General features: G+C 75.0%; 24 protein-coding genes and 1 pseudogene. 13 read left to right on the forward strand and 12 right to left on the reverse strand.

Annotation, left to right across the window (positions count from 1 at the left end):
• The first annotated feature begins 180 nt into the window (after positions 1 to 180).
• The gene (locus A6F73_RS04495; protein ID WP_063346563.1) at positions 181 to 633 is read left to right on the forward strand and encodes a hypothetical protein; all 453 of its coding nucleotides are present in this window, start codon (positions 181 to 183) and stop codon (positions 631 to 633) included.
• A gap of 10 nt (positions 634 to 643) precedes the next feature.
• Here the strand turns inward: A6F73_RS04495 and A6F73_RS04500 are convergent, their stop codons facing one another.
• Together A6F73_RS04500 and A6F73_RS42830 are read right to left on the reverse strand one after the other, a co-directional pair.
• Positions 644 to 1,300 (reverse strand): hypothetical protein, encoded by a 657-nt coding sequence (locus tag A6F73_RS04500; protein ID WP_159398352.1) that lies wholly within the window; start codon positions 1,298 to 1,300, stop codon positions 644 to 646.
• A 113-nt stretch (positions 1,301 to 1,413) separates the two neighbouring features.
• On the reverse strand, positions 1,414 to 1,635 hold the full coding sequence (locus A6F73_RS42830; RefSeq protein ID WP_244293287.1) for a cupredoxin domain-containing protein: 222 nt from the start codon (positions 1,633 to 1,635) through the stop codon (positions 1,414 to 1,416).
• Positions 1,636 to 1,645: 10 nt separating this feature from the next.
• Between A6F73_RS42830 and A6F73_RS42835 the strand changes: the two genes are divergently transcribed.
• Positions 1,646 to 1,873: a hypothetical protein gene (locus A6F73_RS42835; protein ID WP_244293288.1), complete on the forward strand. Its 228-nt coding sequence runs from the start codon at positions 1,646 to 1,648 to the stop codon at positions 1,871 to 1,873.
• Here the strand turns inward: A6F73_RS42835 and A6F73_RS04510 are convergent.
• The 3 genes from A6F73_RS04510 to A6F73_RS04520 form a co-directional block, all read right to left on the reverse strand.
• Positions 1,863 to 2,330 carry a hypothetical protein gene (locus A6F73_RS04510; protein ID WP_063346566.1) on the reverse strand — a complete coding sequence of 156 codons (468 nt, stop codon included), beginning with the start codon at positions 2,328 to 2,330 and terminating at the stop codon, positions 1,863 to 1,865. The genes A6F73_RS42835 and A6F73_RS04510 overlap by 11 nt on opposite strands.
• Positions 2,331 to 2,762: 432 nt before the next feature.
• The gene (locus tag A6F73_RS04515) at positions 2,763 to 3,710 is read right to left on the reverse strand and encodes a hypothetical protein (protein ID WP_079135426.1); all 948 of its coding nucleotides are present in this window, start codon (positions 3,708 to 3,710) and stop codon (positions 2,763 to 2,765) included.
• 232 nt (positions 3,711 to 3,942) lie between these two features.
• Positions 3,943 to 5,589 (reverse strand): metallophosphoesterase family protein, encoded by a 1,647-nt coding sequence (locus tag A6F73_RS04520; RefSeq protein WP_063346567.1) that lies wholly within the window; start codon positions 5,587 to 5,589, stop codon positions 3,943 to 3,945.
• A 262-nt stretch (positions 5,590 to 5,851) separates the two neighbouring features.
• Here A6F73_RS04520 and A6F73_RS04525 point away from each other — a divergent pair, with 262 nt between their 5' ends.
• Positions 5,852 to 6,970 (forward strand): NAD-dependent epimerase/dehydratase family protein, encoded by a 1,119-nt coding sequence (locus tag A6F73_RS04525; protein ID WP_063346568.1) that lies wholly within the window; start codon positions 5,852 to 5,854, stop codon positions 6,968 to 6,970.
• A 39-nt stretch (positions 6,971 to 7,009) separates the two neighbouring features.
• On the forward strand, positions 7,010 to 8,551 hold the full coding sequence (locus A6F73_RS04530; protein WP_244293289.1) for an AMP-binding protein: 1,542 nt from the start codon (positions 7,010 to 7,012) through the stop codon (positions 8,549 to 8,551).
• A gap of 95 nt (positions 8,552 to 8,646) precedes the next feature.
• Here the strand turns inward: A6F73_RS04530 and A6F73_RS04535 are convergent, their stop codons facing one another.
• Both A6F73_RS04535 and A6F73_RS04540 read right to left on the reverse strand, forming a co-directional pair.
• Positions 8,647 to 9,819, reverse strand: a complete 1,173-nt coding sequence (locus A6F73_RS04535; RefSeq protein ID WP_063346570.1) for a HAMP domain-containing sensor histidine kinase — start codon at positions 9,817 to 9,819, stop codon at positions 8,647 to 8,649.
• Entirely contained in the window at positions 9,816 to 10,601 is a 786-nt protein-coding gene (locus A6F73_RS04540) for a response regulator transcription factor (RefSeq protein ID WP_244293290.1), read from the reverse strand. The genes A6F73_RS04535 and A6F73_RS04540 overlap by 4 nt, the downstream gene beginning before the upstream one ends.
• Positions 10,602 to 10,840: 239 nt before the next feature.
• Between A6F73_RS04540 and A6F73_RS42450 the strand changes: the two are divergent.
• The 3 genes and pseudogenes from A6F73_RS42450 to A6F73_RS04550 all read left to right on the forward strand — a co-directional run.
• Positions 10,841 to 11,518, forward strand: a pseudogene (locus A6F73_RS42450) (glycosyltransferase family 2 protein); the annotation flags it as partial.
• Between the two features lie 135 nt (positions 11,519 to 11,653).
• The gene (locus tag A6F73_RS42455) at positions 11,654 to 12,181 is read left to right on the forward strand and encodes a DUF2064 domain-containing protein (RefSeq protein WP_244293582.1); all 528 of its coding nucleotides are present in this window, start codon (positions 11,654 to 11,656) and stop codon (positions 12,179 to 12,181) included.
• Positions 12,178 to 12,834 (forward strand): class I SAM-dependent methyltransferase, encoded by a 657-nt coding sequence (locus A6F73_RS04550; RefSeq protein WP_063346571.1) that lies wholly within the window; start codon positions 12,178 to 12,180, stop codon positions 12,832 to 12,834. Before A6F73_RS42455 ends, A6F73_RS04550 begins: the two co-directional genes overlap by 4 nt.
• Positions 12,835 to 13,156: 322 nt before the next feature.
• On the opposite strand, the gene A6F73_RS04555 is transcribed toward A6F73_RS04550, so the two are convergent.
• Positions 13,157 to 13,765, reverse strand: coding sequence for a cytochrome b/b6 domain-containing protein (locus A6F73_RS04555; protein WP_063346572.1), 609 nt, complete (start codon positions 13,763 to 13,765; stop codon positions 13,157 to 13,159).
• Positions 13,749 to 14,462, reverse strand: a complete 714-nt coding sequence (locus A6F73_RS04560; protein WP_063346573.1) for a molybdopterin-dependent oxidoreductase — start codon at positions 14,460 to 14,462, stop codon at positions 13,749 to 13,751. The genes A6F73_RS04555 and A6F73_RS04560 overlap by 17 nt, the downstream gene beginning before the upstream one ends.
• A gap of 265 nt (positions 14,463 to 14,727) precedes the next feature.
• Here A6F73_RS04560 and A6F73_RS40310 point away from each other — a divergent pair, with 265 nt between their 5' ends.
• From A6F73_RS40310 to A6F73_RS04575, 3 genes are all read left to right on the forward strand, one after another.
• Positions 14,728 to 15,201, forward strand: coding sequence for a hypothetical protein (locus A6F73_RS40310; RefSeq protein ID WP_244293291.1), 474 nt, complete (start codon positions 14,728 to 14,730; stop codon positions 15,199 to 15,201).
• A 317-nt stretch (positions 15,202 to 15,518) separates the two neighbouring features.
• Positions 15,519 to 16,745: a glycosyltransferase gene (locus tag A6F73_RS04570; RefSeq protein WP_079135432.1), complete on the forward strand. Its 1,227-nt coding sequence runs from the start codon at positions 15,519 to 15,521 to the stop codon at positions 16,743 to 16,745.
• 90 nt (positions 16,746 to 16,835) lie between these two features.
• Positions 16,836 to 19,256, forward strand: a complete 2,421-nt coding sequence (locus tag A6F73_RS04575; protein ID WP_347878512.1) for an ATP-binding domain-containing protein — start codon at positions 16,836 to 16,838, stop codon at positions 19,254 to 19,256.
• Here the strand turns inward: A6F73_RS04575 and A6F73_RS04580 are convergent.
• Complete coding sequence (locus A6F73_RS04580) at positions 19,177 to 20,622, reverse strand: glycosyltransferase 87 family protein (RefSeq protein WP_279634877.1); 1,446 nt, start codon at positions 20,620 to 20,622, stop codon at positions 19,177 to 19,179. The two genes, A6F73_RS04575 and A6F73_RS04580, sit on opposite strands and share 80 nt — an antisense overlap.
• Positions 20,623 to 20,735: 113 nt before the next feature.
• Between A6F73_RS04580 and A6F73_RS04585 the strand changes: the two genes are divergently transcribed.
• Together A6F73_RS04585 and A6F73_RS04590 are read left to right on the forward strand one after the other, a co-directional pair.
• Positions 20,736 to 21,839 carry a molybdopterin-dependent oxidoreductase gene (locus tag A6F73_RS04585; protein WP_063346574.1) on the forward strand — a complete coding sequence of 368 codons (1,104 nt, stop codon included), beginning with the start codon at positions 20,736 to 20,738 and terminating at the stop codon, positions 21,837 to 21,839.
• Positions 21,839 to 22,261 (forward strand): hypothetical protein, encoded by a 423-nt coding sequence (locus tag A6F73_RS04590; RefSeq protein WP_063346575.1) that lies wholly within the window; start codon positions 21,839 to 21,841, stop codon positions 22,259 to 22,261. Before A6F73_RS04585 ends, A6F73_RS04590 begins: the two co-directional genes overlap by 1 nt.
• On the opposite strand, the gene A6F73_RS04595 is transcribed toward A6F73_RS04590, so the two are convergent.
• Positions 22,236 to 23,087: an S-methyl-5'-thioadenosine phosphorylase gene (locus tag A6F73_RS04595; RefSeq protein WP_063346576.1), complete on the reverse strand. Its 852-nt coding sequence runs from the start codon at positions 23,085 to 23,087 to the stop codon at positions 22,236 to 22,238. The genes A6F73_RS04590 and A6F73_RS04595 overlap by 26 nt on opposite strands.
• Positions 23,088 to 23,330: 243 nt before the next feature.
• Between A6F73_RS04595 and A6F73_RS43885 the strand changes: the two genes are divergently transcribed.
• Positions 23,331 to 23,975: a transglycosylase family protein gene (locus A6F73_RS43885; RefSeq protein ID WP_063346577.1), complete on the forward strand. Its 645-nt coding sequence runs from the start codon at positions 23,331 to 23,333 to the stop codon at positions 23,973 to 23,975.
• 76 nt (positions 23,976 to 24,051) lie between these two features.
• On the opposite strand, the gene A6F73_RS04605 is transcribed toward A6F73_RS43885, so the two are convergent.
• Positions 24,052 to 26,055 carry an APC family permease gene (locus A6F73_RS04605; protein ID WP_063346578.1) on the reverse strand — a complete coding sequence of 668 codons (2,004 nt, stop codon included), beginning with the start codon at positions 26,053 to 26,055 and terminating at the stop codon, positions 24,052 to 24,054.
• Between the last annotated feature and the right edge of the window lie 20 nt (positions 26,056 to 26,075).

Genomic DNA, 26,075 nt, shown 5'->3' on the forward strand with positions numbered 1-26,075 from the left:
CCCCGGTCCGCCTCCGGCAGACGGTGAGCGCGGTCGAGACGGTGAACACACCCGTCGCACAGGCTTTCTGACGTCCCGTCAAGTTTTCCTGACGCCACGTCACCCAAGTCGGCCCTGCCGCCACCGCCGTCCACGGCCCCTTCACCCGCCCCGGTCTCACCTGCCGAGGAGAGGTATCCCATGACGACGTCCCGGCCCTACCCGCGCCCCGCCGAAGCCGCGGTGCTGCTCACCGTCCTCGCCCTCCTCGTCGCCGAGGAACTCGCCCTCGGCCTGGCCGAGGAGGAGGACCGCCCGGTCATCAACGCCATCCTGATCGGCGCCTCAGGCTCCGGCCTCCTGGCTGTCGGCGCGGTGCTGCTCGGGCGCTGGCTCGACACCCGCCGCCCGCTCCCGCTACCCCCGCCCGGCCCCAACGGCCGCGAGTACAGCGCCCGCGCCCTCGAAGACTTCCCGATGGACGCCGTGCGCCCGCTCCTGCTCGCCCACCAGGCCCCGCAGCTGGGCCAGTTGTACTCCGCCTGGATGCTCGCCCGGGCCGGCCGCCCGGCCCCGTGGATCGCCCGCCGACTCGGCATCCCGCTCGACGCCGCCCACCTCCTCGTCGACGCCGCCCGCACCCGCCACGACTGAGCCGGCGGCGTCAGCGGCGCCGGCCGGGCGCCCCCGCACCCGCCTGCGCCAGCAGGAACGGCACCAGGCCGCGCTCCGCCAGCGCCGACCGCCAGGCGTCCCGCGCCAGCCCCAGCTCCCCCAGGACGCCGGCCTCCCCGCCGGACTCCGCCGACCTCGACCGCGAGGCCGCGCCCAACAGCCCCAGCCCGCCCACCAGCAGGCTCACCGCGGCCACCCCGGCCGCCACCCACCCGGCGCCCACCAGCGCGTGCCCCAGCACCTCGGCGTCGTCCGCCAGCCCCAGCGCGTACCCGAGCAGCAGGAGGATCGTGGCCGCCACCCCGGCGATGATCGGCACGATCACCCCCAGCACCCCCCACCACCCGGACACCCGCTGCCGCCCCGGCTCGTCCACCGGCAGCCGCGCCACCGCGTCCTGGTCCGCCCGCAGCGCCGCGTACCGCTCGTACTCGGGCGCCGCCGCCGCCAGCACGAACTCCGCGTTCTCCCGGGCGCACCGCCGCAACCGCTCCACCCCCGGCCCCTCGTCCCCCACGGCCCGCAGGGCCGCCCGCACCTGCGACCCGGCCAGCGCCCTCCCCAGCTCCGTCTCGAAATCGGCCCGATCCTGCTGCGGCAGTCGAAGCGGCCTGTCCATGCCGTGCCCCCGTTCGCTGTTCTCCATGTTCTACAGAACTGTAGAACATGGCAGCGGATAGCAGCAGCCCCGTTCACCTGTGGGCTTGCGATTCAGGAGCAGCCGCACCCGGCACCCGCGCGGCCGACGGACCGGTCGGCTCAGGACACCGTCAGGATCCCCCGCATGAAGTGGTGGAGGGTGCACAGGTACGAGGAGGCGCCCGGCCGGGCCGGCGCGGTGAAGGTCGCGGACGCGCCCGGGGCGATGGTGCCGGTGTCGAAACTGCGGTCCTGGGCGGTGAGGGTGTGGTCGACGGTGTCGGCGTTGCGGACCCTGACGACGGCGCCCGGGCGGACGGTGAAGTTCGCCGGCTCGAACACGAAGTCCCTGATGACCACCGCCCCCGGGGCGGGAGCGGTGGCCGAGGACGGCGAGGCGGCCGGGGCAGCCGGAGTCGCCGGAGCGGACCCGCTCGACCCCGGGCCTGAGGTCGAGCCCGAGTCCGGACCCGAATCCGGGCCTGCGTCCGGGCCGCCCACGCTGACGGAGCAGGCGGCGAGGGCGGCGCCGAGGAGCACGGCGGCCACGGCCCGGGCCCGCGACCGCATCAGGAACTGAAGAGCGGGACCCGCCGGGCATCCGAGGACGCGGGCGGGGTGGCGCCGAGGTCGGAGACCGTGGCGATCAGGACGGCGTCCGCGCCCGGGATCCAGTTGACCGTCTTGGACTGGACGACGAGCTGCCGCTGCCGCGCCGTCCCGTCGCAGATCACGTCCGCCTCGGCCGTCCGGCTGGAGCCGAAGGCCGTCGAGGAGGTGTCCTCCGGGTCCCGCTGCTCGACCGAGACGGTGAGCGACCGGGCCTCCTCCGCGACCCCGCAGACGTACTCGACGTCGACCCGGACCCGGCCGGGGACCTTCGAGTCGATCCGGGCCTCACCGAGAGTGACGCCCGTGGGGGCCGCGTCCCCGTCCCGCACCCGGGCCGGAGCGGCCGCCGAAGCCGCGGCCGGCGCCGGGTCGGCGGCCAGGGCCGGTACCGTGAGCCCGCCGAGGGCCGTGGTGAGGGCCGTCACAATGATCCACCGCTGCACTGCCAACCTCCCATAACTGAAACCGTGTTGCGGCCGACGCTAACCGCCCCGCCAGTGGCCCGCGCGCCGGGGCGGGCACCCGTCGCACGGACAGCCCAGCCACGACGGCGACCCGCCGCCCGACGGCCCAGCGGCGGCGGTGACCCGGCATCGCCAACGGCCCAACCCGCCGCCCGACCGACCGTCACACCGGACCGGCCCGCCGCGACGACCCTCCGTCACCGCGCGGCCCACATGGACCAGCGCCCGCTCGGCCGCCCTCCCCAGGGCCGCCTGAACGGACGAAGGGCCCGCCGCGCGGTACGCGCGACGGGCCCGGGGCGGCACAGTGTTCGGGGTTCAGGCCACGGCGAGCTCACGGCACCGCGAGCTCACGGCACGGCGAGCTCACGGCACCGCGAGCTCAGGACACGCTCAGGACGCGGCGAGCCAGGCGGCCGGGCCGCCGACCTGGGCCCAGTTGGTGCCGCCCAGCCACTTGAAGACGCCGCTGCGGTCCGGGCTGAGCCCGTACACGGTGCCGGCGCCGTCGATGCTGAACTCCGCGCCGGGGCCGCCGATCCGCGACCAGCTGTTGGGCGCCCCGCCGTAGCGGAAGACGTCGCCACTGGTCGGGTCGGTGGCCAGCAGGGTGCGGCCGCCGCCGGCCACGATGCTGCCGGCCGGGCCACCGGCCTGGGCCCAGGTGGCGCCGCCCTGCCACTGGAACACGCCACCGCGGTCCGGGGTGAGCCCGTACACACCGCCCGCGTCGTCGACGGCGAACTGGGCGCCGGGGCCGCCGATCCGCGACCAGCTGTTGGGCGCCCCGCCGTAGCGGAAGACGTCACCGCTGGTGGGGTTGGTGGCGATCAGGGTGTTGCCGCCGGCGACGATGCTGCCGGCCGGACCCCCGATCTGGGTCCAGGTGGCACCGCCCTGCCACTGGTACACGCCGCTGCGGTCCGGGCTGAGCCCGAAGACGTGTCCGCCGCCGTCCACGGCGAACTGGGCACCCGGACCGCCGATCCTCGTCCAGTTGTCGGGGCTCCAGTTGTACGCGTAGAGGTCGCCGGTGGCCGGGCTGGTGGCGACCAGACCGCCACCGCCGGAGACGATGGTGGCGGCCGGGCCGCCGACCTGGGTCCAGGTGGCGCCGTTCCAGTTGAAGACGGCGCCGCGATCGGGGGCGAGCGCGAAGAGGGCGGTCGAGACCGCGATCGGGGCACTCGGCCGCGCGACGGACGCGGCCGCGCTCACCGGTGCGAGTGCGACGGCGGACGCGGTGGTGGCCTGGGCCGGGACCGCCAGCAGCGGGGCGGCTCCGAAGGCGAGCGCCAGGCCGGTGAGGAGGAGTTTGCGGGTCGTGGCACGGAGGTGCATCGCTTCCAACCTTCTGATGGTTTGGGAGTGCGAGTGGCACGTGCTGTTGATCCGAGCGGCTGATCCGAACTGCCTGCAATAGACATGGACATGCCATACGCCAGTCTTGCCTACTGCTCCACGGCCTGTCCTACGACGAACTGCGGATTGTCCGCCGCACCCGGGTGCGGTACAAGGCACCCCCGGGCCCGCCGCGCCCTCCACGCGGCGGGCCCCTCAAGGACGCGAGGCGTCACCGGCGCCCGGCGCCGACCTCGGAGCCGGTGCGCTCGCCCTCGCCCTGGTCCTCGCCCTGGTCCTCGTTCCGGTCGTCGCGCCGGTCGTCGTTCCGGTCCCGGTCGCCCCAGCCGTCGCTGCGGTCGCGGTACAGGGTGAAGCGGTCGAAGAGCACCGGCGTCGGGAACGGGTTGGCCGCGGTGGCGGACGGGGAGTGGTAGTAGCTGACGGTGATGGTGGTGCGGCCGCCCGGCACCGGCCCGGGGTCGACGTCGAAGACCGCGACGCCGTATGGGAAGGCGGTGTCCGGGTCGGTGACCGCGGACCAGTGGGCCTGCTCCTTCGCGTCCGGGTCGGCCTTGAAGGTGAGCCGCTGGGTGCGCACGGAGGCCTGGCGGACGCCGTCCGCGTCGGCGGGCAGGTAGACGTCGTCGTGGCCGGCGGTGCCGCCGCCGCCGAGGATCAGGTGGACGGTGCCCTGCGAGGTGTCGATCCGACGCAGGTCGTCGTCGGCGACGGCCGGGGTGAGCAGGCCGCCCGGCTCGGTGCCGCGGACGGGGTGGGTGCGCTCGTAGTCGTGGTCGTGCCCGGCCAGGACGAGGTCGACGGAGTAACGGTCGAGCAGCGGCAGCAGCTTCTCGCGGATGCCCATGTCGCCGCCGTGGCTGGCGGCCGAGGAGGACATCGCGAACTGGTGCAGGTTGACGACGACCCAGTCCACCGCGCGGCCGCGCCGGGCGCGCGCCAAGGTGCGTTCCAGCCAGCGGAGTTGGGCGCCCTCGCTGTAGTCGCTGATGTAGATGGACTGGCCGGTGGCCGGGTCGAGGCTGGCGTCGTCCTCGACGGCGATCTCGTTGCCGTCGAGGCTCACGAACAGCACCGAACCGACCTGGAAGCTGTACCAGTTGCCGCAGTAGTCGCGGGTGCCGTTGTCGGGCAGTTCGAAGCGCGTCAGATAGGAGGCGTAGCCGAGGTCCCCGCCGCCGGCCTCGACCTCGTGGTTGCCGGGCGCGGGCATCCAGGGCCGGCCGGCGGCCGACTTGGCGAGGTTGTTCATGAACGCGTTCCAGCACTGCGGCTGGCGCTGCGGGTTGTTGTTGGCGTACGCGAGGTCGCCGTTGAGCAGGTGGAACAGCGGCGCGAACTGCTCGACCTGGCGGACGGCGGCGGCGCCGTGGATCGAGGACTTGCTGAACACGTTGTCGCCGGTGCCGAGATCGCCGAAGCTGGTGAAACGGAACGCGGCCCGGCCGCGCGCGGGCGCGGTGCGGAAGGTGCCGCGCACCGGGCCGGAGCCGTCGTGCAGCACCTCGTAGACGTACGTGGTGTCGGGCCGCAGGCCGTCCAGGCGGACGTGGTGGGTGTACGTCTCGACCTTGTTGAGCCCGTCGACGTAGGTGCGGGTCTCGGCGTCCACGGTGTGGCCGGCGCCGCCGCGCGGGGTGCCGATCCGCACCCGGGGGCGGCGCACGGTGGCGGCCGTCGCCCAGGAGACGGTCATCTCGCGGGACGGCTCGTTGCCCCACTGGAGGTGGATCTGCTCCGGTCCGGGGGTGCCCGCCAGGGCCGGCTGCGTCCAGAGGAGGGTGGACGCGGGCAGCGCGGCCAGCGCACCGGCCGCGGTACCCGTCCGAAGGACCGTTCTGCGCGAGGGATGTGACACTGTCGCCTCCAAGGCTCCGGGAAACGCCCAGGAGAGTCCCAGCCGAACCAGGCGCCCGGGCCACCGGCGAAGGTTCTTCCGGCGAACGCCAGTTGAACGCCGGATCGGATCGGGCGGCGATCAACCGTGACACCGGCCAGGCCGGTCACACCGGTTACGCCGGTTACGCCGGTTACGCCGGTTACGCCGGGAGGATTACCGATCCCTGACGGCCGGTCCGTCCACGCCCGATCCGCCGCCCCGCGCGGCTAGCGTCGGCGGCATGGAGATTCTGGTCACCGGCGGAGCCGGGTTCATCGGGTCGGCCGTGGTCCGCGCGCTGGTCGCGGCCGGGCACGGGGTGCGGGTGCTGGACGCACTGCTGCCCGCCGTCCACCCCCCGGGGCGGGCCCCCGAACTGCCCGGGGGCGTGGCCTTCGAGCAGGGGGACGTCCGGGACGCCGCCGCCGTGCGGCGGGCGCTGGCCGGGGTGGACGCGGTCTGCCACCAGGCGGCGATGGTCGGCCTCGGGCTGGACCTCGACGACGCCCCCGCCTACGCGGGCTGCAACGACCTCGGCACGGCCGTCCTGCTCGCCGCGATGGCCCGCGCCGGTGTCCGCCGCCTCGTCCTGGCCGGCTCGATGGTGGTGTACGGGGAGGGCCGCTACCGCTGCCCCGCGCACGGCGACGTCGCCCCGGGCCCGCGCCGCCCGGCCGATCTGGAGGCCGGGCGCTTCGAGCCGCCCTGCCCGGCCTGCGGCCGCGCCCTGAGCCCCGGCCTGGTCGCCGAGGACGCCCCGGCCGACCCGCGCAGCGTGTACGCGGCCACCAAACTCGCCCAGGAGCACTTGGCCTCCGTGTGGGCCCGGGCCAGCCAGGGCGCCGTCCTGACGCTCCGCTACCACAACGTGTACGGGCCGGATATGCCGCGCGACACCCCGTACGCGGGGGTCGCCTCGCTGTTCCGCTCGGCGCTCGCCCGGGGCGAGGCCCCCCGGGTGTTCGAGGACGGCGGCCAGCGCCGGGACTTCGTCCACGTCGAGGACGTCGCCGCGGCCAACCTCGCCACACTGGAGGCCCTTGCCGCCCGCGCGCCGGGCAGCTCCCGCGCCTACAACGTGGGCAGCGGCGAGGTCCGCACGATCGGCGAGCTGGCCGGGGCGCTGGCGGCGGCGTACGGCGGCCCGGCACCGCTGGTGACCGGCGAGTACCGCCTGGGCGACGTCCGGCACATCACCGCCGACTCCTCCCGGCTGCGCGCCGAACTCGGCTGGCGCCCGCAGGTGCCGTTCTCCGCCGGGATGGCCGAGTTCGCGGCGGCGCCGCGGTCCGGCGCCGCACCTGACTGCCCGTCCGATGTCGGCCGGAACTCGCCGGTGAAGAGCGGAGGATGGGGCTAGCCTGGCGGCATGGTTGCAAACTACAAGGGAGATGTGGCCGTGAACGACCAGGAATTCGTCAGCGCACCCGCCCTGATCCTCCGGTCCCTCTCCGCCGACCCCGGCCGGCGGGCCATCGTCACCGCCGACGGCGTCGAGATCACCGCCGGCGACTTCGCCGCCGCCACCTACCGCCTCGCCCACGAGCTCATCGCCCGGGGCGTCACCCGCGGGGACACCGTCACCCTCCTCACCGGCAACACCGCCGAGGCACTCGGCGCCCGCTACGCCGCGGGCCTCGCAGGTGCGCGGGTGGTCACCCTGTACGACGGCATGAGCACCCCGGTCCTGGCCGAGGTCGCGGCAAGCGTCGACGCCACCGTCCTCCTCGTGGACGCCGAACGGTACGCGGAGGCCGCCGAGTTGCTGCCCCTGATCGACGTGCCGACGGTCCTGCGCCTCGGCGCCGGACCGGCGGCCGTCGGCGAGGACGTGATCGCCGCCGCCGCGAACCGCCCCGCCGAGCCGCCCGCCGTCCGGATCGGCCCGGACGACGACCTCGGCATCCGCCACACCGGCGGTACCACCGGGATCCCGAAGGGCATCGTCAGCCTGCACGGCCCCTACCGCGGCGTCTTCGACACCTCGTTCGGCTCCGCCGGCACGGCCGACGAGGCGCCCCGCTTCCTCGCCGCCACCTCGCTCGCCCACCTCGCCGGGATCTTCTCCGACCTGACGCTCCACCACGGCGGCACGGTGGTCCTCCAGCGCACCTTCGACCCCGGCGAGGTCCTGGCCGCCGTCGAGCGCGAGCGCATCACCAGCCTCTGGGCGCTGCCGCCGCTGCTCTACCAGCTGCTCGACCACCCGGCGATCGGCCGCACCGACCTGTCCAGCCTCCGGCAGATCATGTACGGGGGCTGCGCCGCCTCGCCGACCCGGATCCGCGAGGCGCTCAAGGTGTTCGGGCCGGTCCTGGTGGGCATCTACGGGATGTCCGAGGCGCAGCTGATCTCCTTCCTCACCCCGGAGGGGCACGACCGGATCGCGCAGGGCGGCCAGGTCTCGGTCGGCCGGCCCCTCCCGGGCGTCGACGTGGAGATCCGCGCCGAGGACGGCACCGGGCTGCCGACCGGAGAGCAGGGCGAGGTCCACATCCGATCGGCCGGCCTCATGGCCGGGTACTGGAAGCGGCCCGACCTGACCGCCGAGGTGCTGCGCGACGGCTGGCTGAACTCCGGCGACGTCGGCTACTTCGACGCGGACGGCTACCTCTACCTGGCCGACCGGGTCAAGGACCTGATCATCGTGGTCGGCGGGCACGTCTACCCGTCCGAGGTCGAGGACCTCCTCCTCACCCACCCGGCGATCGCCCGCTGCGCGGTCTTCGGCGTGCGCGACGCGCAGGAGGCGGAGCACGTCCACGTCGCCGTCGTTCCCGCTCCGGGGCAGCAGCCCGAGTTGGCGGACGTCCAGGCGTTCGTCACGGCCCGCAAGGGGCGGATCTACGCGCCGGAGGCCCTGCACCTCGTGGACGAGATCCCGCTGACGTCGGTCGGCAAGCCGGACAAGAAGCGGCTGCGCGAGGCCGTGGCCGAGTAGGCCGAGTAGGCCGCGCGCTCGAAACGCGGACCCCGGGACCTGCCTCGTCATTCCCTCCGGGCGCGCGGTGCCGGGCCCGCGACGCCGGACAGACCCTAGCGAGCCTCGGCGCGCGGCGCGGGCAGGGCGATCTCGAAGCAGCAGCCCCCGGCGACGTTGCGCACCTCCGCCCGCCCGGCGTGCGCCTCGACGATGCCGCGCACGATGGCGAGCCCGAGCCCGGCACCGCTCTCGCCGGGCTCGCCGGCGGCCCGGCCGTCGTCGCGGCGCGGCGTGCGGGCGGAGCCGCCGCGCCAGCCCGTCTCGAACACCCGGGGCAGGTCCTGTTCCGGGATGCCGCCGCAGCCGTCGGTCACCGACAGCACCACCTCGTCGGCCTCCCGCCGGGCGGCGACGGCCACCACGCCGTCCGCGGGGGTCGAGCGGATCGCGTTGACCAGCAGGTTGCCGAGCACCCGGGTGATCTCCCCGCTGTCCACCTCGACCGGCTCGGCCGCCGCCGGCTCGTCGGCCACCTGCCGCCCCTCCAACCGGACGCCGCGCCGCCGGGCCAGCGGGTACGCCCCGGCGAGCGCGTCGTCCACCAGGTCGTACACCGAGACCCTGGTGAGCGAGAGGGCGAGCGCGCCCGCCTGGATCCGGGAGAGCTCGAACAGGTCGTCCACCATGCCGGTGAGCCGTTCGACCTCGGTGCCGATCCGCACCAGGTAGCGGTCGGGGTCCTCGGCGACGCCGTCCTCCAGCGCCTCGGCCATCGCCCGCAGGCCGGCCAGCGGGGTGCGCAGGTCGTGCGAGATCCACGCGACCAGCTCCCGGCGGGAGTGCTCCAGGGCCTGCTCGCGCGCCCTGGACTCCGCCAGCCGGGCACTGGTGGCGGCCAACTCCTCGCTCAGCGCGGCGAGTTCCGCGCCGAGCGGATGGTCGGGCGCGGTGAACCCGGCGTCGCTGCCGACCGTCCGGACGGCCTCGGTCAGCGCCCGGCTGCCGGCCACCACCTGGCGGCCGAGCAGCGCGGCGGTGAGCAGCGAGACGACGGCGGCCATGCCGAGCACCGTGATGACCACGCCGAGGTCGTGGGTGGACAGGAACATCGCCTGCGCCACGGCGAACGTCCCGGACGTCACCGCGAGGACGGTCACGACCGCCACGCAGAACAGGGACAGGGCGACGGAGCGGCGGCGCAGCAGCCGGATCGCCGCCCAGCCGAGCAGACCGGCCCCGCCCGCGCCGAGGGCGGCGAACAGGGCGATCAGCAGCAGGTCCTTCACTCCGCACCGCCCTGCGGGTGGTTCGGCATGGAGCGGGCCGAATCGTGAGGCGCCGGATCGTAGCGGTAGCCGACGCCCCAGACGGTGCTGATCAGGGCGGGCACGGCCGGGTCGTCCTCGATCTTCTCGCGCAGCCGCCGGACGTGGACGGTGACGGTGGAGAGGTCGCCGAAGTCCCAGCCCCAGACCCGCCGCATCAGGCTCTGCCGGGAGAACACCGTGCCGGGGTGCCGGAGCAGGAACGCCAGCAGGTCGAACTCCCGCAGGGTGAGGGCGAGTTCGCGCGCGCCCCGGTGGGCACGGCGGGCCTTCGGGTCGAGCGTGACGTCCCCCGAGCGCAGCACCCCGCCGACCGGCCCGTCGGCCGTCCCGTCACCCGGCCCGTCGGCGGCCCCGCTCCCCGCCCGGGCGCGGCGCAGCACCGACTGCACCCGCAGCACCAGTTCGCGCGGGCTGAACGGCTTGGTGACGTAGTCGTCCGCGCCCAGCTCCAAGCCGAGGATGCGGTCCGCCTCGTCGCCCTTGGCGGTGAGCAGCACCACCGGCAGCGCGGCGCCCCCGGCGGAGGCCCGCAGCCGGCGCAGCACCTCCAGCCCGTCAAGGCCGGGCAGCATGAGGTCCAGCACCAGCAGGTCTGGGCGGGTGCGCTCGGCGAGGTCCAGGCCGAGCGCACCGTCGGCGGCCCGGTCCACGTGGTGCCCGGCGCGGGTGAGGTAACCGGCGACGACCTCGGCCACGGTCGGGTCGTCGTCGATCACCAGGATGTGCGAGGTGTCGTTCACCTCGCCGAGGATAGGAGGCCTCGGCGGCGGACGCGGACGGAAGCGGGCCCGCGTTCGCGTTCCGTAAGATCCGCCGCCCACCCGCCGCCCACCCGTCGCCCGCCCCGGCCCGCCCCGGCCCACCCGGTCCACCCGGCCTGCCCGACCCGATCCGCCGGACGGGTCAGCCGCCGAGGCGTCCGACTTCCGTAAGGCTGCGCCGCCGCCGCACCCCGCCGTCCCGCACTTAGCGTGGCCGGGTGACCTCACCCACCTCCCCCGTCTCCCCCGTCGACGTCGTGCTGCCCTGCCTCGACGAGGCCGCCGCGCTGCCCTGGGTGCTGGGGCGGATCCCGGACGGCTGGCGGGCCGTCGTCGTCGACAACGGCTCCCGGGACGGCTCCGCCGACCTCGCCCGCTCGCTCGGCGCGACGGTGGTCGAGGAGCCCCGGCGCGGGTTCGGCGCCGCCTGCCACGCCGGGCTGCGCGCCGCCACCGCCGACCTGGTCTGCTTCCTGGACTGCGACGGCTCCCTCGATCCCGCCCAGCTCCCGCTGGTCACCGGCCCGGTGCTGGCCGGCTCCGCCGACCTGGTGCTGGGCCGCCGCCGCCCGGCCACCGCCGGGGCGTGGCCGCTGCACGCCCGCCTGGCCAACACCGTCCTGGCCCGACGGCTGCGCGCCCGCACCGGCGCGCCGCTGCACGACCTCGGCCCGATGCGGGCCGCCCGCCGGGAACAGCTGCTGGCCCTGGGGCTCGGCGACCGGCGGTCCGGCTACCCGCTGGAGATGGTGCTCGCCGCCTCGGCCGCCGGGCTGCGGATCACCGAGACCCCCGTCGACTACCTGCCGCGCGCGGGCCGCTCCAAGGTCACCGGCACCCTGCGCGGCACCCGCCAGGCCGTCCGCGACATGCGGGCCGTGCTGGCCGCGCCCCCGCCGACCCTGCTGGTGATCGCCAAGTCGCCCGTCCCCGGCCGGGTGAAGACCCGGCTCACCCCGCCGTGCACCCCCGAACAGGCCGCCGCCCTGGCCGAGGCCGCCCTCGCCGACACCCTGCACACCCTGGGCACGATGCCGGCCGGGCGGCGCGTGCTCGTCCTGGACGGCGAACCGGGCGGCTGGCTGCCCCCCGGCTGGGAGGTCGTCGCGCAGACCGGCGGCGGGCTGGACGAACGGCTGGCCGCCGCCTTCGCGCACGCGGCCCGGGTGGCCCCGCGCGCCCCGGCGCTGCTGGTCGGGATGGACACACCGCAGCTGAGCGCCGCCGCGCTGGCCGAGCCGCTGTCGGCCGCACGGCGGGCGGGCACGGACGCCTGGTACGGCCCGGCGGCGGACGGCGGCTTCTGGGCGCTGGGCCTGGCCCGGCCGACCGCCGAACTGGCCGCGCGCCTGCTGCACGGCGTGCCGATGTCCACCGCGAGGACCGGCGCGACACTCCTGGAACGCCTCGCCGCAGCCGACTTGACGATCCATCAGCTTCCATCACTCACCGATGTGGACACCGTCGAGGATGCCCGCCGCGTCGCCGCCGAGGCCCCGGACAGCCGTTTCGCCGCCCAGCTGGTGACGGTCGGCCTGAAGCCGGAGGTGGCGAGTTGACGACCACCACCGCCTGGGTGGACGACCCGTTCGCCGACGCCGTCCGCACCGGGCGCGGCCCGCTCTGGCTGCGCCGCGAGGACGGCCACCGCCTCCGGCTGGAAATCGAACGCTGGTGCGCCCCGGCGGCCGGCGCCGACCACAGCCTGCTCCGGCGCTGCGCCCGCCGTTCCGCGCCCGTCCTCGACCTCGGCTGCGGGCCCGGGCGGCTGGTCGCCGCGCTGCTCGCCCTCGGCGTCCCGGCCCTAGGCGTCGATGTGACCAGGGCGGCCGTCGCCCGCACGGTCGGACTGGGCGGCCCGGCGCTCTGCCGCTCGGTCTTCGACCGGCTGCCCGCCGAGGGCCGCTGGGGCGCCGCGCTCCTCGCCGACGGCAACCTCGGCATCGGCGGCGACCCGGACGCCCTGCTCCAGCGGGGCGCCGAACTCATCGCGCCGGACGGGCTGTTGCTGGTCGAGGTGGAGCCCGTGGAGGTGGACGAGCAGGTCACCGTCCAGGTCGAGGGCCCGGACGGCCGACTCGGGCCGGCCTTCCCCTGGGCCCGGCTCGGCACGGCCGCCGCCCTCAGGCGGGCCCACGCCGCCGCCGGGCTGGTCGAAGCGGAACGCTGGACCTCACACGGCCGCCGCTTCCTCGCCCTGCACAAGCGGTGAGGCGCACACGACCGCTGCTCCGGACGGCCACGGCCGCACCGCCCCCGGCGCGATCCCCGGGACGGCGGTGCGGCTGCAGCGCCGCTCGGACGGCAGGGAGGCCGGAAGGCCGCCCGCGATCGAGATCGACAGGGCGGCGAGGAGGAAGATTGGCGCCGGGGTCCAAGGAGCCTTGCAGGATGCCGGTCGTGCACCACGCGTGCGGCTGTCGCCCAACCGCCTCTTGGCCCCACGGTCAGGGGTGCCCCGGCGGCACCCTTCGAGGCGTCCCGGCCGAGCCTGCCACATGCCCCGGGCCGCGACAAGACGTCCGACCGGCCGCCTACTCCCGGCCCACCGGCCGCCACTGCGGGTGCTCGCGCTCGGCCCACCGGCGCTCCACCAGCCCGGTCCGCATCCCGAGCCGCGCCTGCGGATCCCGCCAGGCCATCCGGACGTGTCCGACCACCACGACGGCGATGGCGGCGGCCAGCCAGTCGTGGACGAAGGTCGCCCCGGTCCGCCAGGAGGGCGGGGCTAGGCGGGGCAGCCACATCAACAGCCCGGTGCCGACGATCACCAGCATCGAGCCGAGCGTCCACTGCGCGTAGAGCTTCTGCCCGGCGTTGAACTTGCCCGCCGGCCGGTGCGGGGTGCGGCGCCGGACGGCGCGCAGCCAGTCCCAGTCCGCCGGGGTGAAGCGGCTCAGCCGGGCGGCGTCCGCGCGCAGCGCCCGCGAGGCGAGCCCGAGCAGCAGCGGCACGGGCAGCGCGAGGCCGCACCACACGTGCACCGTCACCACCAGCCGCCGGTTGCCGACCAGTTCGGCGAGCGGGGCGAGGTAGAGGCAGGCCGCCGTGGCCAGGCAGACGCCGGTCAGCGCGGCGGTCGTCCGGTGCACCCAGCGCTCGGCCCGGGTGAAGCGCAGCAGGAGTTCAGCCGGTGGGCGCATCGTCACGTCCGTTCGACCGGCCGACCCAGGCGTCGACGTCGTACCCGTTGCGCTCCCAGTAGCCCGGCTCCACCGAGCCGGTCACGGTGATCCCGGAGAGCCACTTGGCGGACTTGTAGAAGTACATCGGCGCGACGTACAGCCGCACCGGGCCGCCGTGGGTGTGGGAGATGGGGTTGTCCTGCATCCGCAGCGCGACCAGCACGTCGTCCCGTCGGGCCTGCGCCAGCGTCAGGCTCTCGGTGTACGCGCCGTCGAAGCAGCTGAACCGGACGGCCCCGGCCCCCGGCCGCACGCCCGCGGCGTCCAGCAGGTGCGCGAGCGGCACCCCCTCGAACGGGGTGTCCGGCACCCGCCACCCGGTCACGCACTGCACGTCCCGCACGAGCCGCCGCTGCGGCATCGCCCGCAGGTCCGGCAGGCGGAACGTCGCGGGCCGCTCCACCATCCCGTCGACGCTGAGCGTGTAGTCCGCCACGCTCCGCTCCGGGACGGACGACACCACCGAGTAGTACCGGAATCCGTTGTTGCCCGGCAGCAGCCCGCTCAGTCCGCTCGGGTCCCGTTCGGCCAACCCCGACTCGGCCCGTTGCAGGTACGGCCCCGCCGCCACCCCGACGGCCCCGAGCCCGAGCAGCCCGAGCACCACCCGCCGCCCCACCGGGGTGCCCCTGCCTTCTTCGCCTGTTCTGTCCACGCCCCCGATTGCACCAGCCCGAGCCCGGCCGGCGCGAGGCCCGGCACCGGTCCGTCAGCCTTTCGTCATCTCCGCCAGCAGGGCCCCACGGCCGAGCGGCGGGGCAGCCGAGCGGCGGGAGATCGTTTTCCAGTCAAGTTCGACGATCTTTCGAATCCCGTATTCCCCCAGGTCCGACCGCGCCACTACGGTGCCACGCATCCCCGTTGTTCCCCTCTCCCCGGCCGGCCGCAACCGCCGGGGCTACCGATCGGACCGGTGCGCCGTGACCAGAATCCTCCGTCAGCTGTGGACCCACGCGGGAAGAGCGGCGGCCGTCGTCGCGCTCCTCGCCGCCGCCCTCACCGGCACGGCGGCCGGAACCGCCACCGCCGCCACCCCGGCCGCCCCCGCGGCAACCGCCTCGGTGGGCGGCTGGACCTGCCCCGGAACGCCCGTCCCGGACGGCTACGTCATCACCATGTTCAACTCCAGCGGCTGCAACAACCACGGCGCCTGGTTCCAGGCGCCCGCCCAGAACCGCCTGTGGACCTGCTCCGGCTCGCCGATCGTCTCCGGCTACGTCCTGACCAACTACAACCCCCAGGGGTGCAGCGGCGTCGGCGCCTGGTTCCACGAACTGGTCCGCAACGGCATCTGGACCTGCCCCTACTCGCCGATCCCGGCCGGCTACCGCAGCACCAGCTACGACGCCCGCGGCTGCAACGGCCTCGGCGCCTGGCTCACCATCAAGGCCTGACCCACACCCGGCGGGGCCCGACCGGAACTCCGGTCGGGCCCCGTCCGCGTCGTCAGGTCACCGCGTCGTCAGGTCGTCACGTCGCCATTCCGGGCCGAACACTCCGCACACGCAGCACAGGCAACACGCGCCGCACACACCGTTTCACCAGCAGAAAAGAAGTCCGCCCGCAGCGGACGAGAAAAAAGGCACAGGAGGAAAAACCACTCCCGGCCACTTCTAACTTATAGCGTACGGGGGGCCTTGCGGCAAGGCCCCGGTCGTGCCGCACAATCGTCGACCTGAACCGGAATCCGCGGAAATTTGGGGTCGCGAAAATGCGTGTGCTGTTGTCGACGTACGGGTCCCGCGGGGATGTCGAACCGCTGGTGGGGCTCGCGGCGCGGCTGCGGGAGTCCGGCTCGCAGGTGCGGGTGTGTGCGCCGCCGGACGAGGACTTCGCGCAGCGGTTGGCCCACATCGACGTGCCGCTGGTGCCGGTCGGCCCGTCGGCGCGGGCGCTGACGGCGGCGCCGGCGTCGCCGTCGTCCCTGCCGGAGCGTGCGGCCGCGGTGATCGCCGGGCAGTTGGAGGCGGTCACGGCGGCGGCCGAGGGCTGCGACGTGCTGGTGGCCACCGGCATGCTGCCGGCTGCGGCGGGCGCGCTGTCGGTGGCCGAGAAGCTGGGCATCCGCTCCGTGTCGGTGACCTTCCAGCAGCTGACCCTGCCCTCGCCGGGCCGCCCGCCGCTGGCGTACCCGGGCCGGCCGTTCCCGCCGGAGGTGACCGACAACCGGGTGCTGTGGGGCCTGGACGCCGAGAGCATCAACGCGCTGTTCGGCGCGGCGCTCAACACCAACCGGGCGTCGATCGGCCTGCCGCCGGTGGACGACGTCCGCGACTACGTCATCGGCGACCGGCCGTGGCTGGCGACCGACCCGGTCCTGGACCCGTGGCAGGAACCGGCGGACCTGGACGTCGTGCAGACCGGCGCGTGGATCCTGCCGGACCGACGCCCGCTGCCGGCCGGGTTGGAGGCCTTCCTGGCCGCCGGCGCACCGCCGGTGTACGTGGGCTTCGGCAGCATGCCGATGCTCGCCTCCCAGGACGCCGCCCAGGTGGCCGTCGAGGCGGTCCGCGCGCAGGGCCGCCGCGTGGTCGTGGCCCGCGGCTGGGCCGGCCCTGGACACGGCCTGGCCCCGATCGATGACCGGGGCGACTGCTTCGTCGTCGGCGAGGTCAACCAGCAGGCGCTGTTCGGCCGGGTGGCCGCCGTCGTGCACCACGGCGGGGCGGGCACCACGACGACGGCCACCCGGGCCGGCGCGCCCCAGGTCGTGGTCCCGCAGACCGCGGACCAGCCGTACTGGGCCAGCCGGGTGGCCGAGCTGGGCATCGGCGTGGCACTCGACGGGCCGACCCCGACCACCGAATCCCTGTCGGCCGCGCTCAGGACGGCCCTCGCCCCCGAGACCCGGGTGTGGGCGACCGCCGTGGCCACCATGATCCGCACCGACGGCGCGGCGCTGGCCGCACAACTGCTGCTCGACGCGGCCGGCCGCTGAGGCGTGCCGGATAATTCCACCCGCCGCCACCCCCGATTTCCCGGCCGACCGCCCGAGGAATCGAAAAGCTCAAAGCACCTGGAGCCAGGTTTGTCCCCCATCTCGTCCTCCCCATCCTCCTCATCCGAGTCCTCTTCGTTCTCCTCGTCCTCCTCGTCCGAACCGAATTCGCCCGCCGACGACTGGCGGTCCGGCGAACTGCGGGCGGAGAACGCGTACGTCGGCAGGCTGTACGAGCGCCTCGAAGCGCAGCGCGCACTCGCAGCCGCCCGGCTGCGCCAGGTCCACCTCCAGGAGAAGGGCGGGACGATCCAGGCCCTCCTGGAGCGCGACACCATGGAGATCCACCACACCCGCCGGCTGGCGGCGCTGCACGCCGCCGAGTACGGGCTGTGCTTCGGCCGGATCGACGACGCCGACGGCGAGCGGCAGTACATCGGCCGGATCGCCCTGTCGGACGACGACCACGAGCCGCTGCTCACCGACTGGCGGGCGGCGGCCGCGGAGCCGTTCTACCGGGCGACGCCCGCCGCACCGGGCGGCGTGGTGGCGCGACGGCACCTGCGGACCAAGGGCCGGACCGTCGTCGACTTCGACGACGACGCCTTCGGCGTGGGCGCCCACGCGGGCCGCAGCGACGCCGAGCTCAGCGGGGAGGGCGCCCTGCTCGCCTCGCTGACGGCGGCCCGGACGGGGCGGATGGGCGACATCGTCTCCACCATCCAGGCCGAGCAGGACCGCGTCATCCGCGACGCGCTCGGCGGCGTCCTGGTCGTGCAGGGCGGCCCGGGCACCGGCAAGACCGTCGTCGCCCTGCACCGCGCCGCGTACCTGCTCTACACCCACCGCGACCGGCTGGCCAAGCACGGCGTGCTGGTCATCGGGCCGAACACGACGTTCCTGCGCTACATCGACCAGGTGCTTCCCGCGCTCGGCGAGAGCGAGGTCGTGCTGAGCAGCATCGGCACGCTCTACCCGGGGGTGACGGGGACCGGCGCCGAGACGCCCGAGGCGGCCGCCGTCAAGGGCGACGCCCGGATGGCCCAGGTCCTCGCCGCCGCGCTGGAGGGCCTGCGGCAGCTGCCGGAGGAGTCGTGGACCATCACCGTGGGCAAGACCTCGCCCTACCACCAGGAGCTCCGGATCAGCCGGGCGCTCTGCGAGCGGGCCCATGCCGCCGCGCACCGGAGCGGCAGGCCGCACAACGCGGCCCGGGCCGACCTGGTGGAGCGGCTCTCCTCGGAGCTGGCCCTGCGGATCGCCCGGGACCAGGGCGGGAAGATGGACCTGGACGCCGTGGCGGACCTCGCCGACGCGCTCGTCGACGAGCCCGAGTTCCAGGCCGTGGCCCAGAAGCTGTGGCCGCTGCTGAACCCGGAGCAGGTGCTCACGAGCCTGTTCGGCTCCCCGGAGCTGCTGGCGAGCGCGATGCCGGACTTCACCGAGGCCGAACGCGCCGCACTGCTGCGCGAACTGCCGGTCCCGGAGCGGGAGTCCGCCGCCGAGGCCGCCGTGACCGCCGAGGAGGTCGAGGAGGCCGTGACCGCCGCGACCACCCGGACCACCTGGACCGCCGACGACGTGCCGCTGCTCGACGAGGCCGCCGAACTGCTCGGCCCGCTTCCGGGCGCCGCCGTCGCCCGCCGGGCCGAGGCCGCCGCCGAGGCGGCGGAGTTGGAGTTCGCGAAGATCGTCCTCGACGACTTCGGCGTGGGTCTGGTCGAGATGGACGCGAAGATGCTGGCCCGCCAGTACCGCGGCGAGGAGTCGCTCCGGCCGCTGGCCGAGCGCGCGGCCGAGGACCGGACCTGGGGCTACGGGCACGTGATCGTGGACGAGGCCCAGGAGCTGTCCCCGATGGCCTGGCGGATGCTGGCCCGCCGCTGCCCCGGCCGTTCCATGACGATCGTCGGCGACCTGGCGCAGACCGGCGCGCCCGCCGGGCTGAGCTCCTGGGGCCAGGCCCTCGACACATACACGGCGGGGCGCTGGCGCACGGTGGAACTCACCATCAACTACCGCACCCCGGCCGAGATCATGCAGGTCACCGAGGGCGTCCTGCGGGCGCTCGACCCCTCGCTCGCCGCCCCCACCGCGGTGCGCAGCGGCGGAACCCGCCCGTGGAGTCTGCGGATCCCCGCGGACGGCCGGGCGGCGGCGCTGCGCGGCGCCGTCGAACGGGAGCTCGCAGCGCTGGACGGCGGCCGGCTGGCGGTCATCCACGCGCCTGACGCCCCGACCGAACTGCTCGACGGGATCGCCGAGTTGGCAGGCGTCTGCGTCAACGAAGGCCCGGCGTCGCTGGATTCGCCGGCCGTCCTGCTGACGGCCGCCCAGTCCAAGGGACTTGAGTTCGACGCCGTCCTGGTCGTGGAGCCCACCGAGATCCTCGCGGCGCACGCCCACGGCGTGAACGACCTCTACGTCGCCCTCACCCGCGCGACGAAGTCCCTCGGGGTGCTGCACAGCCGGGACCTGCCGGAGATGCTGCAGGGGCTGGAGCCCCGCTGAGGACGGCGGCCGCTCTCCCGCGCACCAGGACGCCGACCGCGACGCACGCCAACGCGGCGCCGTAGGCGGCCTGTTGGGCCTCGACCCCGCCCGTCAGATAGAGGTACTGCCCGGCGGCGGGGACGGCGAGCCACTCCCCGCGGCCGGTGAGGCCCACCAGGGCCACCACCAGCAGGCCGTACCAGGGGTAGGCGGGCGCGGCGAGGAGCAGGGCCGTACCGGTGACGAACAGGGCGCCGTCCCAGGGGCGGGCGGGGTCGCCGCGCCGGAGCACCCACAGGGCGACGGCGGCCAGGACCGCCCCGGCGGCCCACGGCAGCAGGGCGTCCGGCAGGAGGAGGGCGAGCAGGCCGAAGCGGTCGAGGTGCCCCTGCTCGTACCCCTCCTCCTTCAGGTAGCCGGGCAGGTAGCCGAGCACGCCGGTGCCGGAGGCAGCGAGGTAGGGCAGGTAGGCCAGGGCGAACGCGCCGAGCGAGGCGCCCAGCAGCAGGGCGTTCTCGCGCGGGCGTCGGCGGGCCAGCGCGCCCGGCAGGGCCAGTGCGGGGATCAGCTTGACCGCCACGGCCGCGCCGAGCAGCGCGCCGGCCCACGTCGTCTTCCGCCGGGCTGCGTACCCGAGGCCCACGACCAGCAGCAGCGCCCCGAGGGTGTCCACGTGCGCGTCGTTGACCGACCACACCGTCACGCCGGGGCACCACCCCCACAGCGCGGCCCGCCAGCTGCCCCGCCCGATCACGAGCAGCGCCCCCGTGGTCGCCACCGCGAGCAGGGCGCCGGCGGCCTGCATCCCGCGCACCCCTCCCCCGAAGGGGTGCAGGGCGAGGAACCAGGCCTCCGCGACCGGCGGGTAGATGGTGTGCACGGCGGGCCGGTTGATGCGGGTGCAGTCGCCGGCGGCGGTGCGCCGCTCGTCCCAGCCGTCGCAGGCGCCGCCGACCGGCCACAGGTCGGGGGTGCGCAGCCGGGCGAGCGCCGGGTCGTCCGGCGTGTGCGCGTACGGGGAGGTGCCGGCGGCCTGGACACGGCCGTCCCAGACGTAGCGGTAGGCGTCGTCGCTGGTGCGCGGCGGGGCGAGCAGGCCGACGGCGGCGACGGCGACGCTCCCGGCCAGGACCAGGGGCACGACCTGACGGCCGCCCACCCGGCGTAGCGCCAGCAGGGCGAGCGCGTACAGGGCGGCGTCGACGGCGTACCAGGCGTACAGCGGCGCGCGGTGGCCGAGCGTGCCGCCGCCGGTGACGGTGAGGGCGAGCGCGGCGGTCAGGGCGGCCAGCGCGAGCAGACAGGGCAGCACGCGGGCGGGCCGGGGGCGGGTGGGCGGCACGCGGGCGGGCCTGAGGCGGATGCGCAGGGGGCGGGTGGGCACGCGCCCACCCTGCCACCGGGCGGCGGCGCGCGGCCGCAGCGGCGTGGCGCCGTTCGGATTCCGTAAGCACGTCGTGCCGCCGCGAAACCGGGGCCCGGCGGTTCCATGGACGGGTGACTCCGAACCTCCTTCCGCGATTCCGCTCGGCGCTGCACGAGCCGCGCACCGCCGTGGTGCTCGGCCGCTGGCTGGGCGCCGCGCTGCTGGTGTGCTTTCTGACCGGGCTGGTCAGCCACGCCCTCCAGGACCCGCCCGGCTGGCTGACGCCGTATCTGTTGAGCCGCCCGGTGAACGGCTACCGGGTGACCCAGGGGCTGCACGTGATCAGCGGCCTGGCGGCCGTTCCGTTGCTGGGGGCGAAGCTGTGGACGGTCTACCCGCAGCTGTTCGCGTGGCCGCCGGTGCGCGGCGTGGCGCACGCGCTGGAGCGGCTGGGGATCTTCGTGCTGGTCGCGGCGATGCTGCTGGAGCTGTTCACCGGGCTGTTCGACACCCTGCAGTGGTATCCGTGGCCGTTCCCGTTCCGCCAGACGCACTTCTGGCTGGCCTGGCTGGCCGCCGGCGGCCTGTTCGTCCACCTCGCGGCCAAGGGCCCGCTGATCGCGCGGCACTGGCGCCGCCCGACAACCGGGCTGCCGCAGCGGCGGGCGTTCCTCGCCGCCGTGACGGCCGCGGTGGGCGCGGTCACGCTCACCACGGCCGGGCAGACCGTCCCCTTCCTGCGCGGGCTGGTCCTGCTGGCCCCGCGCCGCCCCGACCCGGGCCCGCAGGGGCTGCCGGTCAACCGGACCGCCGCGCAGGCCGGGACGGTCACCGTGCCGGCCGACTGGCGGCTCCGGGTGGACGGCCCGCAGCCGTACCGGCTCTCCCTCGCCGAGCTGCACCAACTCCCGCAGTACGAGGTCGAGTTGCCGATCGCCTGCGTGGAGGGGTGGAGCTTCTCGGCGCGCTGGACCGGGGTGCGGGTGGCCGATCTGCTGGTCCGGGCGGGCGCCCCGGCCGGCTCGGGCCTGCTGATCACCTCGCTGGAGGCGGACGGCCCGTACCGGGAGATGCGGATGCCCGCCGAGTACGCCGTCGACCCGCTCACCCTGCTCGCGCTGCGGATCAACGGCGAGGTGCTGACGGCGGACCACGGCTTCCCGGCGCGGATCATCGCGCCCAACCGGCCGGGGGTGCTGCAGACCAAGTGGGTCGCGCGCCTGGAGGTGATCTGATGCCCCGGTGGCTGCGCGCGGTGCTGCTGCTCGGCGGGCTTGCCCTGATCGGCTTCGGCCTGTCGGGCCTGCTCACCGACTCCTACATCACCGCCCCGCTCGACGTAGCGGTCTGGGCGGTGGGCGGGGTGCTGCTGCACGACGGGCTGTGGGTGCCGCTGCTCTGCCTGGTCGGCGCGCGACTGGCGCGCGACTGGGCGCTGCGCGGCTGGCTGATCGTCGCGGCGGCGGTGAGCGCGATCGGGCTGCCGGCGGTGCTGCGGGACGGCGAGAACCACGGCAACTCCTCCCTGTTGCCACTGCCGTACCTGCGCAACTGGCTGCTGGTGCTGGCCGCCACCGCCGGGCCGGTGCTGCTGTTCGCACTCGTCCGGTGGTGGCGGCGGCGCCCGCGGGTCAGACGCCCGGCAGACCCGTCGTGAGCCCGTCCAGGGCGTGCGAGCAGACGCAGTCCCGGGCGGCGGGCAGGCTCTCCAGCGCCTTGAACAGCACCGTGCGCAGCCGGTCGACGTTTCCGGCGAAGACCTCCAGCACCTCGGCGTGGGTGACGCCCTCGCCGCTCTCCACGCCCGCGTCGAGGTCGGTGACCAGCGCCAACGAGGTGTAGCAGAGGCCGAGTTCGCGGGCGAGGACGGCCTCCGGGTGGCCGGTCATGCCGACCACGGACCAGCCGTTCGCGGTGAACCAGCGGGACTCGGCGCGGGTGGAGAAGCGCGGGCCCTCGATCACCACCAGGGTGCCGCCGTCCACCGGCTCCCAGGCCGCGCCCCGGGCGGCGTCCAGGGCGGCGCGCCGCCCGTCCGGGCAGTACGGGTCGGCCATCGAGACGTGCACCACCTCGGGCACCGCCCCGCCGGGCAGCGGCAGGCCGTCGTAGTAGGTCTGCACCCGGCCGGAGGTGCGGTCGACGAACTGGTCGGGCACCAGCAGCGTGCCGGGCCCGTACTCCGGGCACAGCCCGCCGACGGCGCACGGTCCGAGCACCTGGCGCACGCCCAGGGAGTGCAGCGCCCACAGGTTGGCCCGGTAGTTGATCCGGTGCGGCGGCAGGCCGTGGCCTCGCCCGTGCCGGGGGAGGAAGGCGACCCGGCGGCCGGCCACCTCGCCCAGGAACAGCGCGTCGCTGGGCGGCCCGTACGGCGTGTCGACGCGCAGTTCGGTCACGTCGTCGAGCAGCGCGTAGAGCCCTGAGCCGCCGATCACGCCCAGTTCGGCGCTCGGAGCACCGGTTCCCTGATCGATCGTCATCGTTCGTACCCTTCCTCGGGGAGGCGTCCCGGCCACTCTAGGGTCCGCGCGGCGCCGCCGGTCCTTACGGTTCCGGGACGGCGGGCGGGGCCGGATGGCCGCGGGCCGACAGGGTGGTCCGGGGCGGCCGAGCGAGTGACTTGCCGGACGTGTCGGCGGCGGCGCACCCCACCCGGCGTGCGTCGGTGGGTGTGCGCCGCCTCCGGGCGGTGCGCGCCCTGTTCCCGAAGTTGAGAGCCGCCGATGCCTCCCACCGTTCGTCTTCGCCGCCTCGTCCCCGCCGCCCTGTGCGCGCTCGCCGTGGCCCTCACCGCTCCCGCGGCCCAGGCCGCTCCCCCGGGCCGCGGCCCGGGCACCGACCCCGGCCGGGGGTACGACGGAGGGAGGTACGACTGGGAGAGCGTGGCGGCCTGCGAGAGCAGCGGCGACTGGCACGTCAACACCGGCAACGGCTACTTCGGCGGCCTCCAGTTCGACACCCCCACCTGGCGCGACAACGGCGGCCTCGCCTACGCCCCGCGCGCCGACCTCGCCAGCCGCGAGGAACAGATCGCGGTGGCCCAGCACCTCGCCGGGCGGCGCGGCCTCGCCCCCTGGCCCGCCTGCGGCGCCCGCGCCACCCGCGGCCACGACCGCGAGCGCGACGCCGCCCTGCCCCCGCCGCCCGCGCCCGCGCCCACACCCGCACCCGCACCCGCACCCGCCGCTGACGGCGCCGAGGCCGGCGACGGCGGGTGGACGGTCCGCGAGGGCGACACCCTGGGCGACCTCGCCGAGACCCTGCGCGTGCCCGGCGGCTGGCCCGCCCTCTACGCGCTCAACCGCGCCGCCATCGGCGACGACCCGGACCTCATCCAGCCGGGCACCGCGCTGCGCCTGCCGTCCTGAACCCGGCTCCCGCACAGCAGTCGGCCCGCCCGGTCGCACAGGACCGGGCGGGCCGACGACGTTGTGCGGCGGAGCGTCAGCCGACGTGGACGCGCGGGCGGCGGCTGCGGTCGGGTTCGGCCTCGCGCAGCACCTCGCGGGTGACCGGGGCCACCTCGCCCTGGCCGAACAGGAAGAACCGCAGGAACTGGGCGAAGGGGTTGCCCTCGGTCCACTCGAAGTAGAGGTGCGGCTGCTGCCCGGTGCGGTCCCGGATGGTGAGGGCCAGCGCGGCGATCGCGTTCGGGATGCTGGAGCTCTCCAGCGTCAGCACCCGGTAGCGGCCGTGCAGCACCTCGCCGCGCACGGTCAGCTCGGTCTCGAAGTCGGAGGCGTCCCGGACGGTCACCTCGACGAAGACCAGGTCGTCCTCACCGGGGATGTCGTTGTCGGCGCGGATCTGGCGGATCTTGTCGCGGTACTCGGCGACGTCGCGGTGGGTCGGCTCGTTGGCGATCAGCCGCAGCGGGCGGTGCGCGTAGTCCCTGACGAAACGTTCCGCCACGTCGTCCAGCACCACGTCGGTGACGCGCAGCTCGAAGGCGCGGCGCAGCCGGGAGAGCAGCGAGACCAGGATGATGCCGGCGATGAAGCAGGCACCGATCTTCAGACCGTCCGGCCGCTCCAGGCAGTTCAGCACGGTGGTGTACAGGAAGATCGCCGCGATGATCGCGAAGGCGGTGGTCCAGCCCCGCTGCTTCGCCTTGTACGCGGCGATGGTGACGGCGATGGCCGCCGAACTGATCAGCACCAGCACACCGGTCGCGTACGCGCCGCCCTGGGCGTCCACATTGGCGTCGAACAGCCAGGTGACCAGGAAGCCGATCAGGGTCAGCACGATCACCATCGGCCGCACCGCGCGGGCCCAGTGCGGGGCCATGCCGTAGCGGGGCAGGTAGCGCGGCAGCAGGTTGAGCATGCCCGCCATGGCGGAGGCGCCGGCGAACCAGAGGATGGCGATGGTGGACAGGTCGTAGACGCTGCCGAAGGTGCCGCCCAGGTACTCGTGGGCCAGGTAGGCGAGGGCGCGGCCGTTCGCGTCGCCGCCGGGCTTGAACTGGTCGGCCGGGATCAGCAGGGTGGTGATGAAGCTGGTGGTGATCAGGAAGCAGCTCATGATCACGGCGGCCGTGGTGAGCAGCTTGCGGGTGCCGCGGATCCGGCCGGTGGGCTTCTCCTCGGTGTCGTCCGGGTCCCCCTCGATGTGCGGCATCACGGCGACACCGGTCTCGAAGCCGGACAGGCCGAGCGCCAGCTTCGGGAAGACCACCAGCGCCACGCCCACCATGATCACCGGGTTGCCGTGCTGGGCGGTCAGCGCACTGGTCCAGTCCGTGACCACGTGCGGCGCCTCGATGATCTTCCAGATGCCGACGGCCACCACGACCACGTTCAGCACCAGGTAGACCGCGACCAGGGCCACCGCCAGGCCGATCGCCTCGCTGAAGCCCTTCAGGAACACCGCGCCGAGCAGCGCGACCAGGATCAGCGTGATCAGCACCTGCTTGCCGCCGAGGACGCTGGTCAGGTGCGGGTTCTCCACCAGGTGCGCGCTCGCGTCGGCGGCCGACAGGGTGATCGTGATGAGGAAGTCCGTCGCCGCGAAGCCGAGCAGCGCCAGGACGAACAGCTTGCCCTTCCAGAACGACAACAGCCGCTCCAGCATCGCGATCGAGCCCTCACCGCGCGGGCTCTCCTGCGCGACCCGCCGGTAGACGGGCAGGGCGCCGAGCAGGGTGACGATCACCAGCACGATCGTCGCGATCGGCGACAGCACGCCCGCGGCCAGCGCGGCGATGCCCGGCTGGTAGCCGAGCGTGGAGAAGTAGTCCAGGCCGGTCAGGCACATCACCCGCCACCAGCGCTGGCCCTTGTGCGCACCGGAGTCCCCCGCCTGCGCGCCGCCCTGCGAACCGTCCTGGCCGGCCTCCCCGGTGGCCGGCTTGTCCGCCGACACGTCCTCCAGCAGCCAGCCGCGCAACCGTATTCGCGCCGACGACGGTTCCGCCGTCGCCGCCTCCGTCGAACCCGACGAAACCACCTTGCACCTCTTGTTAAAGA

It is taken from the genome of Streptomyces sp. MJM8645, from assembly GCF_001625365.1.
Taxonomy (GTDB): Bacteria; Actinomycetota; Actinomycetes; order Streptomycetales; family Streptomycetaceae; genus Kitasatospora.

Bases quoted from the DNA above. Each gene is read 5' to 3' on its own strand.
- A6F73_RS04590 (WP_063346575.1), top strand. From the start codon at position 21,839: ATGCCCCGGTGGCTGCGCGCGGTGCTGCTGCTCGGCGGGCTTGCCCTG.
- A6F73_RS04555 (WP_063346572.1), bottom strand. From the start codon at position 13,765: ATGCGCCCACCGGCTGAACTCCTGCTGCGCTTCACCCGGGCCGAGCGC.
- A6F73_RS04525 (WP_063346568.1), top strand. From the start codon at position 5,852: ATGGAGATTCTGGTCACCGGCGGAGCCGGGTTCATCGGGTCGGCCGTG.
- A6F73_RS04515 (WP_079135426.1), bottom strand. From the start codon at position 3,710: ATGCACCTCCGTGCCACGACCCGCAAACTCCTCCTCACCGGCCTGGCG.
- A6F73_RS04495 (WP_063346563.1), top strand. From the start codon at position 181: ATGACGACGTCCCGGCCCTACCCGCGCCCCGCCGAAGCCGCGGTGCTG.
- A6F73_RS04570 (WP_079135432.1), top strand. From the start codon at position 15,519: ATGCGTGTGCTGTTGTCGACGTACGGGTCCCGCGGGGATGTCGAACCG.
- A6F73_RS04500 (WP_159398352.1), bottom strand. From the start codon at position 1,300: ATGGAGAACAGCGAACGGGGGCACGGCATGGACAGGCCGCTTCGACTG.
- A6F73_RS04595 (WP_063346576.1), bottom strand. From the start codon at position 23,087: ATGACGATCGATCAGGGAACCGGTGCTCCGAGCGCCGAACTGGGCGTG.
- A6F73_RS43885 (WP_063346577.1), top strand. From the start codon at position 23,331: ATGCCTCCCACCGTTCGTCTTCGCCGCCTCGTCCCCGCCGCCCTGTGC.
- A6F73_RS42835 (WP_244293288.1), top strand. From the start codon at position 1,646: ATGACCACCGCCCCCGGGGCGGGAGCGGTGGCCGAGGACGGCGAGGCG.
- A6F73_RS42455 (WP_244293582.1), top strand. From the start codon at position 11,654: ATGCCGGCCGGGCGGCGCGTGCTCGTCCTGGACGGCGAACCGGGCGGC.